The following is a 16,289-nucleotide window of genomic DNA, read 5'->3' on the forward strand; positions in this document are numbered from 1 at the left end:
CTGACTCCGCCAAAGCTGCTTTACTTAAGAGAGTAGGTAGCTGATCGGAGGGTGGCGGTGATCGTCAGTCGCTGGCTCATATTCCCGGCCATATTTCTGGCTGTATTGCTGTTTTTGGCAGGCTGGCTTGCAGGACTGGCGGCGTTCGGCTGGCTGCTGCTTGGCATGCTGGTATCAGCTTGTGTCATTTGGGGTGTTAGCCAGCATCAGCGGAAGTCTGCTCCGAAACCGGAAATGGGGACTGCCATAGCCTCTGATACGAGCCCGGCCGATGCAACGGACGCGACTATCACCGCGCAGCGGCTGCAACAGTTGCAACAAACCGAGCAGCTGGTGGCGCTGGGGTTACTGGCGGCCGGTATCGCCCACGAAATCAAAAATCCTATTGCCTATATCTCCAGTAATCTGGCGGAACTGAACGATGACTTTGGCCATTTACGGCAGTTCGTCAGTGCCGTCGATCAGGCCGCCGATCTGCTTGGGCGCGAGCACCCGGTCAGCCAGCAATTGTTGCAGGTATGGCGGGCGGAGCAGCTTGCCGATGTGCTCGAATTTCTGCCTGAGCGTCTGAATGACGCTCTTGAAGGCGTCGACCGTATCAGCCACATCGTCACGGATATGAAAATGCTGACGCTGGGAACCGGCAGCCACAAACAGCTGTGTGATCTGCGGCATGAACTGCGGGCGATCCTGAATATTGCCCGTATACGGCTGGGTGACGGCCTGACCCTGGAAGCTGAATTATTGCCGGACCCGGCGCCACAGATTTTCTGCAACGCCGCTCAAATTGGCCAGGTGGTGCTGAACCTGCTGGTGAATGCCATTCAGGCGGTCGCTGCCAGTTCAGGCGGAGGCCAAATTCGGTTACTTGAACGGCTGCATCCGGGCGAGCTGGAACTGGCGGTTGAAGACAACGGCCCGGGTATTTCAGCTTCGGTACGTGAACACATTTTTGATCCTTTCTTTACCACCAAAACGGATGGTGACGGCACTGGTATGGGGCTGTATCTGAGCCAGAAGCTGGTCGCTGACCACCAGGGTCGTATTGAGGTACACACGAATCCCGGTAACGGCAGCTGTTTCAGCATATTCCTGCCCTTGGCCGAAGGAGGTAAGCCGGATGTTTGATGGGTTTGAGGACGTGGGGGCCGATGCCAAAACCGGCCATATTCTGCTGGTTGATGATGAGCCTGCCGTGTTGCAGGCACTCAAACGGCTGCTGCATCGTAATCATGATGTGATGGTGGCCAACAGTGCTGCTGAAGCCTTGCAGCTGCTGGAAGATCAGCCGTTTGATCTGATTATTTCCGATATGCGGATGCCACAGATGTCGGGTGCCGAGTTGCTGAAGATCTGCTTTGAACGCTGGCCAGACATGGTCAGGATCCTGATTACAGGTTACGCCGATCTCGAATCGACCATCCAGGCGGTTAATGAAGGCAATATTTTCCGTTACGTGAACAAGCCCTGGGATAACCAGATGCTGCGTGGAGTGGTCGCCGACGCGTTGCAGACCTCGGTACTAAAAATTGCCAATGCCAGTTTGCAGGCCCGTATTGCCGAACAAAATGAAAATCTGCGCTTGCTGAACCAGGAACTGGAGCAAAAGTATCTGGAAAAATCGAGCGAGGCGGGTGCCGTCGAGGCCAGGCTGGATTCCAGCAATCGGTCACTGGTGCAGGAGTTCAACAGCATGGTGCATTTGCTGGTCGGCATGATCGAACAGCGCCTTGGTGAGGAACGGGGCAGCAGTGAGCGGCTGGCGCGACTGAGCAAGCTGTTTGGAGAGTTCGCCGGGCTGGTGGGACAGCAGGTACAGGATCTGTATTACGCTGCCTTGCTGAAGAATATTGGCAAGGTCACCTTGCCGGATGCGGTGCTGGTGAAGTCGCTGACCGTGATGAATCAGGTCGAAAAACGCGAATATTCACACTTTCCCATGAATGGTCAAACCACCCTGATGATGCTCGAGCCGCTGCACAATTCTGCTGACATCATTCGTTCCCATATGGAGCTGTTTAACGGCAAGGGCTTCCCGGATCACCTCGAAGGCGGTGCGATTCCGCTGGCGGCCCGCATCCTGCGGATTGTCACGGACTACGCCGATTTACAGCGGGAGCACAACTTTATCGGCGAAAAACTCAGTGACGAAGACGCCCGAACCTACCTGCTCAAACACGTCGGCTCACGCTATGACCGTGAGCTGGTGGACATCTTTGGCGAAGTACTGGATGACTTTGATGAAGGGGTGGTGTCGAATCTTGAGCGCATTCCGATTACCGAGGCACGCCCGGGTATGGTGCTGGCGACGGGGCTGATCAGCCCTGCTGGCGTCATGCTGCTGTCTGAGGGAACCTTGCTGACGGAACGTCATGTCAGCAAGATGCAGGCGCTGGCACGCCAGTATGAGGGCTACGAGATCATGCTGCACGTCAGGCCGGAAAACCTCCGCGAGGCGGAGGACGAGACTGATCCGGCAGCCGACTCAGAGTGAGTCGGCGTTGGCGTTATCGTCCTGATGAGTCAGTTCGCCGCCAGTCAGCATATGGCCAAGCTTGGCGGCCTTGGTGCTCAGATAACCTTCGTTGTGCGGATTACGGCCAACTTCGATGGCGACCCGCTCAACCACGGTGACACCAGCCTCACTGAGGGCTTTGACCTTGCGCGGGTTGTTGGTCATCAGACGAATCGCATGAATCCCTAGGTGCGACAGCATGGGTTCACACATGCTGTAGTCGCGCATATCCGCAGCGAAGCCAAGCTTTTCGTTGGCTTCAACCGTGTCGGCACCCTGATCCTGCAGGTTATAGGCGCGAATCTTGTTCAACAGACCAATACCGCGGCCTTCCTGACGCAAATACAGCACCACACCATGACCGGCATTGGCGACTGAACGCAGCGCCGTTTCAAGCTGGTAACCACAATCACAGCGCATGCTGAACAGCGCGTCGCCGGTCAGACACTCGGAATGCGCGCGAGCCAGCACTGGCTCACCATTGGCAATATCGCCCATGGTCAGCGCAACGTGTTCTTTTCCCGTCACCGTATCTTCAAACCCGTGCATGATGAAAATACCAAACGGAGTTGGCAGTTTCGAAGATGCGATGTATTGAATGGCCAAGGGTTTCACCTCCAATAAAACAGGCGGCGTAGTCTACCAGCAGTACACTGGTTCACCAAAGATTGGCTGCCGTTCTGATGAGGTTCTGACGCAGTTTGTATGCCAAAACCTGTGACAGCAGCTGGCATTCCTGCCAGATTGCCGCAAAATGCGGCTAATGGGCCTGTTACTGCGCTAACAAGGCCTGATCAGAATTATGAGCCAGAAAGCTTCTCATAAGTTGCCAACACAGTGTTGCACAGGAACGTCTGATGCTGATCGTTATCGCGGTTTTGTTGTTATTGCTGTTACTGACAGCCCCGGGAATGTGGGTGCAGTACGTGTTGCGGCGTCACAGTGGCCATCGGCAGGACTTCCCCGGCACGGGTGGTGAAATGGCTCGCCATCTGCTCAACAATCTGCAACTGGATGACGTTAAAGTGGAAACCACCGATCAGGGCGATCACTACGACCCTCATGCCAAAGCGGTGCGGCTGACCACCGACAAGTTTGAAGGCAAAACCCTGACGGCTGTGGTCGTCGCTGCCCACGAAGTGGGTCATGCATTGCAACATGCCCGTGGCGAGTCGATGTTTCGCATGCGCCAGGGGCTGGCGCTACTGGCGTTCGGGTTGCAGCGGCTGGCGCCAGTGGCGTTATTGCTTGCGCCCTTGCTGGCATTTGTGACGCCAGCGGCGAGTCGTTGGGCATTACTGGTGGCGATCGTGGCGATGCTGATCAATACCCTGGTACACCTGATCACGCTGCCAGTGGAAGTCGACGCCAGTTTTGGCAAGGCCTTGCCAATGCTGAGGGAAGGCGAGTATCTGGATCAGGCGGATATGCTCAAGGCGCACAGCATTCTGCGCGCCGCAGCGTTTACCTATGTGGCTGGCTCACTGGCCAGCTTGCTGAATGTCTGGCGTTGGCTCCGATATTTACGACGCTAGCTTTAAACCCCGAAACCGTAGATGGGCCATGCCCATCATAATCCCGGTGGTGTTGGGCGCGGCCTGTCTACAACGCCTGTTCAGGCATGCCTGGACCCTACGATCATGATTGTCTAACACCGAGCGTAGGAAGGGCCATGCCCATCATTATCTCGGGCCCGGCGATGCAATGGCTGCTTCAAACCAGCCAGAAGGCCGCCAGCTGAACCACAATCAGCGCCATAATGCCGGCCAGAATATCGTCGATCATAATGCCCAGACCGCCTTCGACGTGTTGATCAAGCCATCGAATCGGCCAGGGTTTGAGAATGTCGAAGAAACGGAACGCGGCGAACGCCGCCACTATCCAGTACCAGCCATCGGGCAACAGCAGGCAGGTAATCCAGATGCCCACCCATTCGTCCCAGACAATGCCCGGATGGTCGTGCACGCCAAGGTCGTCGGCGGTTTTACCACACAGATAAATCCCCACCAGTGATGTCAGCAGCAGCATCAGCAGATACGGCAGCAATGGCAGATGTTGCAGCGCCAGCCACCACACCGGAATTGCGGCCAGTGTGCCCCAGGTTCCCGGTGCCTTGCGGGCCAGTCCAGAACCAAGGCCAAAGGCCAGCCAGTGTTGCCAGGATGTGAGTTGTGCTGCCGCCAAGGGGAATACTCCGGAATCAAAACGCAGCGCCGATGATAATCCAGCTGCCGGGCAATACAACCGCTGCGCTAACCCGCCGTTGGGTCTGTTGCTTAGCCTGCGGCACCAAGGCGGGTCGGGTCGATCACCAGAATCGCAGAGCAGGGGCCGTCGTTGAGCTGAACGTTTTTCAGCCAGCCGCTGGCGAATATCGGCATATAGCTGTCGGAGCTTTGATCGCGTTGGGCCGGACTGCTGTCAAACACTTCGCCAATGGTATCGACCTTCAGGCCCGCCACGGTGTCGCTAGCCTGTTGCAGCATGATCACCGTCGGTCGAACGCCACCGGAAATCAGCTCGCGGGCATCGCTGAACAGCTCCTGCAGTCGTTTCAGCGTGGTGCGTTGATGGTAATCCAGCTCGGCCAGGGCCTTGTCGGTCTGATCTTGTTGGCTCAGTGCGAGTAATTCATCAGCCAGTGCATGAATGCGGCGGTGGGGTTGGTCGAACTTGGCCATCAGCTGTGCCAGGGTTGGATCAGCCGGTTTGAAGTTGGCGTACCAGAGGCCAAACTGGCAGGCACAGGGATCACGGGTCAGCGTGAAGGCGGTATCGTGACGCAACGAGTTTTCCAGCGCTCGCAGCCAGTTGAGGTGATCCCGCTCGCGGTCATGCAGCAGTTGTAACAGCTGGCAAATTTCATCGCGCTTGGATGCCTGACCCAGCAACTCCTGCATATCGAATAGCCGACAGACACGGTTTTCAAACTGCACCGTGTTGATGGTCTTGCGGCCATTCTGAACGACCGGGGTTACCGGCAGACTTTTATCGGCGGCGATGTAACGCACGCTGCTGAGTGGCACGGCGTACTGATTGTCGTCGTGAGCGAAGCTGAGATATTCCATCCACAGCACCTGACTGGAAAACGGGTTTGTTTCCAGTATAGACAGCGCTTTGCAGCTTGCTTGCCGAAGCTTGAATCGCTTTTAAAGGGTATCGACCGGGTCAATGTCCAGATGCCAGCGCACCTGATGGAAACCCTTGAGGCTGTGAAGGAAATCGACCAGCGGGTCGAGCTTGCTGTGCAGCCCCGCGCGTTCTGCACAGAACATTTGCAGCTGTTGGCGGAAGCGTCCGGCGCGGCGTTCCATGATCGCCGGAAATGGCCCTACCAGTACCAGCGGCGCCAGGCCGCCGCTGGCCTGCGGTGGCGGGCTGATCTGTTGCAGATACTGGCGTGCTTGCTGCAACAGCTGTTCGGCCAGCGCCTTGTTGGGGGATTCAGCCCGTAACATGGCCATATGACTGTAGGGCGGCAGCTGCTGATACAGGCGTTCCTTTAACAGGGTTTCGGCCAGCGCGTGATAACCGTCATTGATCAGCAGGTTGAGCTGCGGATGGTCGGCGTAAAGGGTCTGAATCCAGACTTCGCCGGGATGCTCGGCGCGTCCGGCGCGCCCGGCAACCTGCAGGATCAGCTGGGCGGTCTGCTCCATGCCACGGAAATCGGCACTGAACAACCCGGCGTCGGCGTCGAGAATCACCACCATGGTCACCGATGGGAAATGATGGCCCTTGGCCAGCATCTGGGTGCCAACCAGAATCCGTTTGCCGGGCTGGTGGACTTCTGCCAGTAATTCTTCAAAAGCGTTGCGGGTGCGGGCGGTGTCGCGGTCGATGCGGGTAACGGGCACATCGGGAAACATTCTGGCCAGATCGTCTGCCAGTCGTTCGGTACCCTGACCGAGTGCGGTAACCTTGTCGCTGTGACATTGCGGGCAAAAACCCGGCACGCCTTGCTGGTAATCACAATGGTGGCAGTGCAGTCGTAAGGGCGACTGGTGTAGCGTCAGGCGGGCGTCGCAGCGGCGGCATTCGGCCAGCCAGCCACAATCCGGACAGGCAAACAGCGGCGCGTAACCACGGCGATTAATAAACACCAGTACCTGTCGACCGGCTTCGACGTGTTGCTGGATCTTGGCGATGACCGGTTGCGCCAGCCCGAAGGTCAAAGGCTGATGCAGGGTGCTGTGCAGCTTCATGCCGGGTGGTTTGGCGTTACCGGCCCGCTGGGTCAGTTTCAGGTGCAGATAGCGACCACTGAGCGCATTGTTGAGGGTTTCCAGCGCCGGTGTCGCGGAGCCCAACAGAATTGGTATAGCGGCTTTCTGGGCTCGCACCAGCGCAAAGTCGCGAGCGGAATAGCGTACGCCGTCCTGTTGTTTGAAGGAGTTGTCGTGTTCCTCGTCAAGCACGATCAGGCCCAGTTGCGGCATTGGCGTAAACACCGCCGAGCGGGTGCCAATCAGGATGCGCGCGCGGCCCTCATGGCACAAACACCAGGCTTGCAAACGCTCACGGTCGTTAAGGCCGGAATGCACCGCTACGACCGGCACCCCAAAACGCTCACGAAAACGCTGTACTGTCTGTGGCGTCAAACCGATTTCCGGTACCAGCACCATCACCTGCTGGCCGCGTTGCAGGGCTTCAGCGATCAGCTGTAAATAGACTTCGGTTTTACCAGAACCGGTGACGCCTTCCAGCAGTGCAATGCGAAAACGGCCCAGTTCCGGCAGTAGTGCATCAAGGGCTTTTTGCTGTTCCGGGTTCAATGGCAGCGGTGGTTTTGAATCGTCTGTGGTGGCGGGGACGGGCAGGCTGCGGGTCGCCTCAATCAATTCCAGCTCGGCCAGACGGCGCAGCTGGGCAAGGCTGAATCCCTGCTGGGTTAATGCGCTGTGAGACCAGTTGGCTTGCTGCTCAAACCGTTGCCACAAGGCTTGTTGCTGACTGCCGCGCAAGGTCGGCATTGAGGGCTGATCCGGGCGGCGTTGCCAGCCATCTTCGAGGGCTTCGTCGAGTGAGCTGCCGCGCCGCAACATGGCGGGCAACATCAGCTCGAGCACTTCACCGATGCTGTGGTGGTAATAGCGGCTCAGCCATTGCCCCAGTTGCAGCTGCTCGGCACTGAGTAAGGGGTATTCGTCGAGCCGTTCCAGCAGCGGCTTGAGCTTGTTGGCGGGGACGTCTGTCTGCTCTTCGGTGGACAGCACTATGGCGGTCAGCAGCTGCTGGCCAAACTGCACCCGTACCCGTTGTCCGGCCTGCCAGTCAGCACGCTGTGAACCCTCACAGGGTAAATAGTCAAAACTGCGCCGCAAGGGCACAGGCACTGCGACCCGGACGACGTAAAAGGACATAAAAAAGCTTGCTGCTGAAAAAGGCTCTGGTATTATGCGCGTCCTTATTGTCTCCGCAAGGGGTTGAATCGTTGTTTCGGCAACCAGGTCAGCCATATAAAGCGCGAGGCAAACTTAATTTTAGCCAGCCTGGTTTCAGGTATAACAGTAGCGCGGTGCCTGTCTATATAACGGGTTGCGGCGTGAAGATTTCGAGGTGTCCCATGAAAGATGGTATCCATCCAGAATACGCTGAACTGACAGCAACCTGTTCTTGCGGTAACGTAATCAAGACTCGTTCTTCCAAGCCAGGCGAAATGTACCTGGACGTATGTTCCGCATGTCACCCTTTCTACACTGGTAAGCAGAAAGTGGTAGACACTGGTGGTCGTATCGACCGCTTCAAGAAGCGTTTTGGTGGTTTCGGCGCCAAGTAATGGCCGCCTGAATCAGACCAACGCTGATAAAAAACCCGCCTTGTGCGGGTTTTTTATTGGCTGCAATTCGGGCCAGCATAAAATGCTGCTGGTCCGCAGTGGCTATCTCCGTTAGCCAGCCGTCACCCGCCTCTGGCATTATCTCTGGCCTGGTTGTTGGCAGAGTGGAGAACTCTCATGCTGGAAGGAAGTTGTCTTTGTGGTGCCGTGCACTATCAGATCAACGGCGAATTGGGGGCAGCGATGATGTGTCACTGCCAGAAGTGTCGCAAGTCCAACGGCTCGGCCTACGCGATTAACGCGGCGGTCAATACAGCGGATTTTCATCTGCTGAGTGGTGTTGATGTGATGCGCTATCACGCCTCTTCGGCAGATGCCCGGCGTTATTTCTGTGGCCAGTGCGGTACACCGATCTACAGTCAGCGCCAGTCGGCACCAGAGCTGCTGCGGTTACGGATTGGTTCGCTGGACAGCGAAGTCGAGATCGACAAGCAGTGCCATATCTTTGTTGGCAGCAAGGCTTGCTGGGACGACATCACCGACGACCTGCCGCAGTATGACGAACGTCCCTGAGTAATCTGAGCCGATCGAATATGATCGGCTGAATTAACCGCGGCGATCCGCCACAAACGGATTGCTGCGGCGCTCTGCACCAAAGGTGGATTCCGGGCCGTGGCCGGGAATAAACCGGATCTCATCCCCCAACGGGAACAGCTTGTCGCGAATCGAGCTGATCAAATCGGCGTGATTGCCCTGCGGGAAATCCGTGCGGCCAATTGAACCGTTAAATATCACATCACCGACCTGGGCCAGTTGCTGCTGCGGTTGCAGGAACACCACGTGACCGGGAGTATGCCCTGGCGTGTGAATCACCTGCAGTTCGACATTACCAACCGTGACTGTATCGCCATCTTCGAGCCATTGGTCCGGGCTGAAGCTGGTGGCCGGGGCAAAACCAAACATCTGTGCCTGCTGTGGCAAGGCTTGCAGCCAGAACTCGTCGCCCTTGTGTGGGCCGATAATCGGAATGTTGAGCTTACTGGCCAGCTCGGCGCTGGCACCGACGTGATCAAGATGACCGTGAGTCAGCAGGATTTTTTCCGCGCTGGCGCCCATTTGCTGCAGTGCTGCTTCGATTTTTGCCACATCACCGCCGGGGTCAACAATGGCCGCCTTGCGGGTTTCTTCACACATGAAAATGGTGCAGTTCTGCATAAAGGCAGTGACGGGCACCAGCTGATATTGCAATGGCATGGCCAGAGTCCTGAAAAATGTCGAATGGCGGGATGTTAGCAAAGCCGTGACAAGCGCCCAACCTGCTTTGTCCGTCAGGCTGGGCGACTCGAGGGAGGATTCAGAAGCGAATCAGTTTGGGCTGTTGCTTGCTATAGGCTGGCATCACCATACCGGCGTTGGCGTTGATAAAGGTGGGATCAGCCAGCACAAAGTGTTGGCCATCAAGATTCCAGCCGACCCCATCAACCCGCGAACTGAAGCCAACTGCAGTGGCGACATGGCCCGGCCAGGAGACAATCACGGTGGGTAAGCCCAGCAGCTGATTGACCAGCCAGGAAAACAGGATGGCGCGGTCTTCACAGTCGGAATAGGGGTAGTGCAGGGTTTCCAGCGGGAACAGGTAATTCTCCTGCCGGAATTGCTGTTCATCGGTTTCGTAGGCAAACGCCGTTTGGACAAAACGCAGCAGCCGGTTGGTGGCTTCCAGTTCGGTCTGGTTGGCGATCAGCGGCCGCAATTGGCTCAGCAGTTCGTTGCCAACCGATTCTGGCAAACCGGCACGGAAATAACTGGCCAGTTCCAGCTGCGGGTATTGGGCGTAATAACCTGTATAACCGCTCGGCAGATCGAGCGTCAGCTGGTAATGCTGCTGTTGATAATCAAATTCCAGCTGACGTTGCTCGATTTTGCCACCGGCACGGAAACGGTTGGGTTGGCCAAACCCGATTGGCCGATGGCCAAGGTCGTGCTGGCCTTCATAGGTAAACACCCGGCTGGCCTGAATGTTGTCGCCATTCAGGTTGACCGAGTAATAGCGTTTTTTGCCTAGGGTGAAATAGGTGACGCCGTACAGCGGTTCATCGGTGGCAACCAGCAGGTAAACGTGGTCTTCATCGTAGGCAACCCGGGCGTCATAACCGGCCTTGACCAGCAGGAACCAGCTGCTGATCACCCGGCTGTCGCCGTCGATGCCAATGCTGCGAACGAACTGGTCGAACAGCAGCGCGCTGCCCCAGTCATTGAGCTGCAACCGGTTGACGGTTTGCTTGAGCTGTTTTACCAGTTGCTGATGTGGGCTGGAGGCCAGTGTTTGCCAGCTACTGGCAATCGCATCACTGCCGGGTTTGCGTAACAGCCGGGGATGACGGAAAGCGTTGGCGTAACGAATGGTCAGCGAGTCACCAAAATAATCCAGCCGGACATCAGATTCATCACGGCCGGGCGCTGTCGGCTGGGCAACCAGAGGTGTGGGCGCAATTGGCTGCGGAGTGACGGGTTGCGGACTGACGGGTTGGCTGGTTATCGGCGCTGGAACAGCCGGTGTGGCTTCAGGAACTGGTTTTTCGTCAAGTACAGGCGGCTTCTCGGGCGTGGCAGACGGCGCTGGTTTAAGCACTACCAGAGGCGTGTCGTCAGGCTGCGGTTTATCGACCGGCTGTTCAGCTGGAGCAACCGGCAGGTCAACCGGTTTGGGCGTATCGTCGCGTTGTTCCGGTGGTGCCACCGGCACGGATTCCCAGCGACTGCGCAAAAACGCCAGAAAAGCCTTGTCGTTGGCTTCCAGGTATTGCTGATACTGCTGTTGGGTACGTTGCAGCCATTGCTGGTATTCGGCACTGGCGGCGTTGCTGAGCGGGGCTGACAACGCCATGGTGGCTAGCAACAAGGCATGCAAGCGGGTCTTCATCGGCGATCTCGCAGAAGCGTTGCAACAAGCCCCGGAGGCTATGTCTGATCAATAAGCTGTAACCGGGGCCAGAGGCGTTATTACTGGGCTTTCATATTGGCGATTTCAGTCGCCAGCTCATCAAAGCCTTTTTCCGCCTGGAATTTCTGCCACAGCGCACGATCATTGGCCATGGACGTTTTTACGGCCTGTTCAGCGATATCGCTGACGCCAGCCGGGTCCAGACCAACCAGTACCACCAGGCCGCCAGTCGGGGTTGAGATCTGACGCAGGATGCGGGAGCCGATCAGGGTTTCGGAAGTGATCTGCTTGGTCACCGAAGTATTGACCATGTCGACGCTTTCATCGTCACCGGCACCAGTGGTTTCGGCGTACTGCTTGATCATGTTGGAAACCTGTACCTTCATGGTGGAAGCCAGTTCAGTACGGGCCTGGGCAGCCGCCATCTGTTTCATGAAGTTCATACCGGCGCCGGACTTGTCAGCAAAACCCACTGCAGACAGCTCAACGCCTTCCGGCGCTTCACCACAAACCCAGGATGGCGCGGCCTGGGTCGTACCCGGGAAAGCACATTCAACCGCAGCCTGTTGCTGGGTGTTACCACTACAGGCGGCCAGCGTGGTGGCGGCGGCCATTGTCACCAGCAAATTACGCATTTTCATTATCGTCTCCTTGACCTTCATGAGCTGTGCTTGCAGGCAAGCACGATTATTCGTCAGCCTAACCAATCTGTTATCAGAATAGAATACACCCGAATACCAGCGGCTGAGTGTTGTGAGTCTGACATTATGAGAAAGAGTTTGTTGTACACGGGTTTCATTTTCTTGACGGCTTGTGTCGCCTCGCCGGTACAGAATGCCCGGCCGGACTGGATTGATCATCCCGCTGACGGTGTGGTGGCTTCCTGTCGCACCCATGCCAAAGGGCGGGCGGCGCAGGAAGAATGTGCAATACAGCGGGCACGAGCGCGCCTGGCGGCGGAACAGGGGGTGGTTATCAGTCAGCAGACGTTGACGCAGGAAGCGGTCCGTAATGGCACCAGCAGCAGCGCGATGGATCAGCAAACCCGCCAGCAGATTGTTAACCAGACGGTGAAAAGCCGCCTGATAGACAGCTGGTACGACCCGCTGACGGATGAGTTTTTTGTCTATATGGAGCGCGTCCGCTAGCCAGTTATTAGCCAGCGGAGCTGGTCAAACCTTAGTGACCGCAGGAGCCGCCAGCGTGGGCATGGCCATGGGCCAGCTCTTCTGAGGTGGCATCGCGCACACTGATGATCTGCACGGTAAACACCAGGCTTTTACCGGCCAGCGGGTGGTTGGTATCCACTTCCACCATAAAACGGCCCGGCTTCACTACCCGTACCTTGCGCGGGCCATTTTCGGTCATCACATCGGCCAGCATACCGGCCTTCCAGGTTTTCGAGCCTTGCAGGTGCTTCGACGGAATCCGCATGGTGGCGTCTGGCTTGGGTTGGCCATAAGCCTGTTCCGGGCTGAGGCTGACTTCCAGCACGGTACCCGCTTCCTGACCTTCGATGGCTTTTTCAAAAGCTGCCAGCATCTGGTCGTGACCATGCAGGTACATGATGGGGTTGCCGCCACGGGTACTTTCAATCTGGTTACCATCGCTGTCGGCCAGCGAATAGTGCAGTTCTACAACAGAATTTGCCTTGATCATGGTGAGTCTCACTGAAATTTGCGGTCACAGTATCGGTGGCGAAAGCCAATCAGGCAATTCCTTGCAGCTTGTTTGGGGATTCCCTTGATTTCAGCTTTGTTGCCCCCATTTCTCACAACCAAGCTTAAAGCCAACAGGAAAAGTTCATGACAACGATTGTATCCGTACGCCGTGGCGACCAGGTGGTGATTGCCGGAGATGGCCAGGTTTCACTCGGTAACACAGTGATGAAAGGCAACGCCCGCAAGGTCCGTCGGCTGTACAACAACAAGGTGCTGGCCGGTTTTGCAGGCAGCACAGCGGATGCATTCACGCTGTTTGAAAAATTTGAAGCACAGCTGCAGCAGCACCATGGTCAACTGACCCGGGCGGCGGTTGAGCTGGCGAAAGAGTGGCGTTCAGACCGTGCGCTGCGCAAGCTCGAAGCGATTCTGGCGGTGGCAGACCACACCGCCTCGCTGATCATCACAGGTAACGGTGATGTGGTGCAGCCTGAGGAAGACCTGATCGGGGTCGGTTCCGGTGGCCATTATGCGCTGGCAGCGGCCCGTGCGTTGCTGCGCAATACCGACATGAATGCCCGTGACATCGCCGAAAAGAGCCTCGCCATTGCCGGTGAAATCTGTGTATTCACCAATGACCAAATGACTATTGAATGTCTGGACGGTGCCGATGCCGGTCAGACCGGAGTATCCGCATGAGCCAGATGACCCCGCGCGAAATTGTTCACGAGCTGGACCGCCATATTGTTGGCCAGCACGACGCCAAACGTTCAGTGGCGATTGCCCTGCGTAACCGCTGGCGCCGGATGCAGCTGCCAAAAGAGCTGCGCGACGAAGTAACGCCCAAAAACATCCTCATGATTGGCCCGACCGGGGTTGGTAAAACCGAAATCGCCCGGCGTCTGGCCAAGCTTGCCAACGCACCCTTCATCAAGGTTGAAGCGACCAAGTTCACCGAAGTGGGCTATGTCGGCAAGGACGTTGAATCCATCATTCGTGACCTGATGGAAACCGGTATCAAGTTGCTGCGCGAGCAGGAAATGGCCAAGCAGTCCAATCGCGCCGAAGAACTGGCGGAAGAACGTATTCTCGACGTACTGCTGCCGCCAGCCCGCACGGCCACTGACTGGGACACCACCACCGAGCCGAAACGCGAAGATTCTTCCACCCGTCAGGTATTCCGCAAGAAACTGCGTCAGGGCGATCTCGACGACAAGGAAATTGACATCGACGTGGCGCAAGCGCCGGTTGGCGTTGAAATCATGGCTCCTCCTGGTATGGAAGAAATGACCAGCCAGCTGCAGAACATGTTCTCCAGCATGGGCCAGGAGAAGAAAGCCAGGCGCAAGATGAAGATCGTTGACGCGATGAAAATCCTGCGTGACGAAGAAGCCGCCAAGCTGTTGAACATGGAAGAGCTGAAAATCCGTGCGCTGGAGCTGGTAGAGCAGAACGGTATCGTCTTCATCGACGAAATCGACAAGGTTGCCAAGCGTGGTGAAAGCGGCACCGGCGGTGATGTCAGCCGCGAAGGTGTACAGCGTGACCTGCTGCCATTGATTGAAGGCTGTACCGTCAGCACCAAACACGGCATGGTCAAGACCGACCACATCCTGTTTGTGGCTTCCGGTGCTTTCCATCTGGCCAAGCCGTCTGACCTGATTCCGGAACTGCAGGGTCGTCTGCCAATCCGGGTGGAACTGCAGGCGCTGACACCAAATGACTTCGAACGCATTCTGACCGAACCCAATGCCTCGCTGACCGAGCAGTACCGGGCGTTGCTGAAAACCGAAGGTGTCGAGCTGGAATTCCGCCCGGATGCTATCAAGCGACTGGCAGAAATCGCCTATGACGTTAACGAAAGCACCGAAAACATTGGTGCCCGTCGTCTGCACACCATTATGGAACGGCTGCTGGAGAAGGTGTCGTTTGATGCCACCGACCTGCAAGAGGCAGTAATTATCGACGCCGCCTATGTTGATGAGCAGCTGGGTGAAGTCTCCCGTAACCAGGATCTGAGCCAGTTTATTCTGTAAGGATTCCGGCAGCAAAAAACGCCGCTACGGTTGCAGAACCGCAGCGGCGTTTTTGTTTGCGCCGGGGCTGAATCAGCCCTTGGCGATGCGCTTTTGCTTCTCTGGATCGTCGAACGGCAGGGTATGGGAAATAGCCGATACCTCAAGGCTACCCTTGACCTGCAGCGGCGTACCCTGTTCAGCGTACGGTACTTCAATACGGGCGATTGCCATCGAGCGGTCGGTCAGACGGGAATACATGGCGCAGGTGATGACACCCACTTTCTTGCCGTCAGCCCAGAGCTCGTCACCCTCTTTTGCGGCGTCTTTACCATCCAGCAGCACGCCGAAGATCTTGAAGCGCTCCTTGCCTTGCAGGCGGAAGTGCTCGTAAGCGCCGCAGAAGTCGGTCTTGTCCTTGGATACGGTGAAGTCCAGACCCAGCTCCCACAGAGTGTCACCGGCCGGTTCGTTCTCGAACGGGTACATCTCGGAGTTATCGAACGGGTAGAACAGCAGGTAGCTCTCGGTGCGCAGCCAGTCCAGTGCGGTGAAGGAGCAGGGGATAATGCCGAAATCGTTGCCCTGTTCCAGAATACCGTCCCAGATCGTCTCGGCATCGGCTGCTTTACAGAAGATCTCGTAGCCGCGTTCACCGGTGTAACCGGTACGGGAGATGGTGATAGGGCAACCGAACAGGCGAGCGTGGGTGTGGTGGAAGTAGGGCAGGTCGCGGATACCGGGAATGTGCTCAGCGAGGAAATCAACAGCGGCAGGGCCCTGCAGCGACAGATCGTGCATGTCGTCATCGAACAGTACGGCAACGTTTTTGCCCAGCGCAGCCTGGACCAGCTGCTCGTAGCCACGGCCAGTGCCGTGCACCACCATGAAGGCGTTCGGGCCAGTGCGGTAGATCACGCAGTCGTCGATGAATTTGCCCGCATCGTTGAGCATGGTGGCGTAAACCGCCTTGCCCGGATACAGCTTGGAAATATCGCGGGTAGTCGCCCATTCCAGCAAGCTTTCAGCATGAGGCCCTACGTAGTGCACTTTCTTCAGACCTGATACATCCATCAGGCCAGCCTTGGTGCGGATCGCTTCATGCTCGTCCGCCAGGGTGTAGCCGCTGTTGGAATAAGTCCAGGCGGTGGGCATGCCATTCCAGTCTTCCAGATTGGAACCCATCGCTTTGTGTTTATTGGCCAGGGCGGCTATACGCCAGGAGTTTGCCATGTCGTGCTCCTTTACATGAGAGGCTGCAAGGATTATGAGTTTTCCTTGCAGGGTAAAAATATTCTCCAAAATAAAAGCAAATCCCGCACCATAATCGATAATGTCATGATTCCTAACAGGAAATTAATATTCTTTATATCTC

At 56.8% G+C, this 16,289-nt stretch carries 17 protein-coding genes; 8 read left to right on the forward strand and 9 right to left on the reverse strand.

From position 1 onward, the window contains the following. Window positions 1-57 precede the first annotated feature (57 nt). Entirely contained in the window at window positions 58-1,128 is a 1,071-nt protein-coding gene (locus K6123_RS07250; RefSeq protein WP_221795862.1) for a sensor histidine kinase, read from the forward strand. Further along, the gene (gene nosR, locus K6123_RS07255; RefSeq protein WP_221795867.1) at window positions 1,121-2,494 is read left to right on the forward strand and encodes a response regulator c-di-GMP phosphodiesterase, NosR family; all 1,374 of its coding nucleotides are present in this window, start codon (window positions 1,121-1,123) and stop codon (window positions 2,492-2,494) included. The genes K6123_RS07250 and nosR overlap by 8 nt, the downstream gene beginning before the upstream one ends. Here nosR and ribA read toward each other — a convergent pair. Continuing rightward, window positions 2,486-3,121: a GTP cyclohydrolase II gene (ribA, locus tag K6123_RS07260; RefSeq protein WP_221795871.1), complete on the reverse strand. Its 636-nt coding sequence runs from the start codon at window positions 3,119-3,121 to the stop codon at window positions 2,486-2,488. The two genes, nosR and ribA, sit on opposite strands and share 9 nt — an antisense overlap. A gap of 251 nt (window positions 3,122-3,372) precedes the next feature. Here ribA and K6123_RS07265 point away from each other — a divergent pair, with 251 nt between their 5' ends. Beyond that, the gene (locus tag K6123_RS07265; RefSeq protein WP_221795874.1) at window positions 3,373-4,050 is read left to right on the forward strand and encodes a zinc metallopeptidase; all 678 of its coding nucleotides are present in this window, start codon (window positions 3,373-3,375) and stop codon (window positions 4,048-4,050) included. A gap of 178 nt (window positions 4,051-4,228) precedes the next feature. On the opposite strand, the gene K6123_RS07270 is transcribed toward K6123_RS07265, so the two are convergent. The 3 genes from K6123_RS07270 to K6123_RS07280 all read right to left on the reverse strand — a co-directional run bounded on the left by K6123_RS07270 (window position 4,229) and on the right by K6123_RS07280 (window position 7,878). After that, window positions 4,229-4,699 carry a phosphatidylglycerophosphatase A family protein gene (locus K6123_RS07270; RefSeq protein ID WP_221795877.1) on the reverse strand — a complete coding sequence of 157 codons (471 nt, stop codon included), beginning with the start codon at window positions 4,697-4,699 and terminating at the stop codon, window positions 4,229-4,231. 92 nt (window positions 4,700-4,791) lie between these two features. Further along, the gene (locus tag K6123_RS07275; protein ID WP_221795880.1) at window positions 4,792-5,583 is read right to left on the reverse strand and encodes a CZB domain-containing protein; all 792 of its coding nucleotides are present in this window, start codon (window positions 5,581-5,583) and stop codon (window positions 4,792-4,794) included. A gap of 81 nt (window positions 5,584-5,664) precedes the next feature. Beyond that, window positions 5,665-7,878 (reverse strand): primosomal protein N', encoded by a 2,214-nt coding sequence (locus K6123_RS07280; RefSeq protein ID WP_221795883.1) that lies wholly within the window; start codon window positions 7,876-7,878, stop codon window positions 5,665-5,667. A 203-nt stretch (window positions 7,879-8,081) separates the two neighbouring features. On the opposite strand from K6123_RS07280, the gene rpmE reads away from it, so the two are divergent. Continuing rightward, entirely contained in the window at window positions 8,082-8,294 is a 213-nt protein-coding gene (rpmE, locus tag K6123_RS07285) for a 50S ribosomal protein L31 (protein WP_221795886.1), read from the forward strand. A gap of 177 nt (window positions 8,295-8,471) precedes the next feature. Beyond that, window positions 8,472-8,867 (forward strand): GFA family protein, encoded by a 396-nt coding sequence (locus K6123_RS07290; protein ID WP_221795889.1) that lies wholly within the window; start codon window positions 8,472-8,474, stop codon window positions 8,865-8,867. A gap of 33 nt (window positions 8,868-8,900) precedes the next feature. Here K6123_RS07290 and K6123_RS07295 read toward each other — a convergent pair whose 3' ends face one another. From K6123_RS07295 to K6123_RS07305, 3 genes are all read right to left on the reverse strand, one after another. Next, window positions 8,901-9,542, reverse strand: coding sequence for an MBL fold metallo-hydrolase (locus tag K6123_RS07295; protein ID WP_221797013.1), 642 nt, complete (start codon window positions 9,540-9,542; stop codon window positions 8,901-8,903). Between the two features lie 106 nt (window positions 9,543-9,648). Then, on the reverse strand, window positions 9,649-11,217 hold the full coding sequence (locus K6123_RS07300) for a hypothetical protein (RefSeq protein ID WP_221795892.1): 1,569 nt from the start codon (window positions 11,215-11,217) through the stop codon (window positions 9,649-9,651). A gap of 80 nt (window positions 11,218-11,297) precedes the next feature. After that, entirely contained in the window at window positions 11,298-11,879 is a 582-nt protein-coding gene (locus tag K6123_RS07305; protein WP_221795895.1) for an LPP20 family lipoprotein, read from the reverse strand. 162 nt (window positions 11,880-12,041) lie between these two features. Here K6123_RS07305 and K6123_RS07310 point away from each other — a divergent pair, with 162 nt between their 5' ends. Further along, window positions 12,042-12,386: an LPP20 family lipoprotein gene (locus K6123_RS07310; RefSeq protein ID WP_221795898.1), complete on the forward strand. Its 345-nt coding sequence runs from the start codon at window positions 12,042-12,044 to the stop codon at window positions 12,384-12,386. Between the two features lie 31 nt (window positions 12,387-12,417). On the opposite strand, the gene K6123_RS07315 is transcribed toward K6123_RS07310, so the two are convergent. Beyond that, window positions 12,418-12,897, reverse strand: coding sequence for an FKBP-type peptidyl-prolyl cis-trans isomerase (locus tag K6123_RS07315; RefSeq protein ID WP_221795901.1), 480 nt, complete (start codon window positions 12,895-12,897; stop codon window positions 12,418-12,420). A gap of 146 nt (window positions 12,898-13,043) precedes the next feature. Here K6123_RS07315 and hslV point away from each other — a divergent pair, with 146 nt between their 5' ends. Together hslV and hslU are read left to right on the forward strand one after the other, a co-directional pair. Then, the gene (gene hslV / locus K6123_RS07320) at window positions 13,044-13,598 is read left to right on the forward strand and encodes an ATP-dependent protease subunit HslV (RefSeq protein ID WP_221795904.1); all 555 of its coding nucleotides are present in this window, start codon (window positions 13,044-13,046) and stop codon (window positions 13,596-13,598) included. Next, window positions 13,595-14,935 carry an ATP-dependent protease ATPase subunit HslU gene (gene hslU / locus K6123_RS07325; protein ID WP_221795907.1) on the forward strand — a complete coding sequence of 447 codons (1,341 nt, stop codon included), beginning with the start codon at window positions 13,595-13,597 and terminating at the stop codon, window positions 14,933-14,935. The genes hslV and hslU overlap by 4 nt, the downstream gene beginning before the upstream one ends. Window positions 14,936-15,007: 72 nt before the next feature. Here hslU and K6123_RS07330 read toward each other — a convergent pair whose 3' ends face one another. Beyond that, entirely contained in the window at window positions 15,008-16,147 is a 1,140-nt protein-coding gene (locus K6123_RS07330; protein WP_221795910.1) for an aminomethyl transferase family protein, read from the reverse strand. Window positions 16,148-16,289: the final 142 nt, after the last annotated feature.

The sequence above is a fragment of the Oceanobacter mangrovi genome, from assembly GCF_019740315.1.
Classification (GTDB): Bacteria; Pseudomonadota; Gammaproteobacteria; order Pseudomonadales; family Oceanobacteraceae; genus Oceanobacter; species Oceanobacter mangrovi.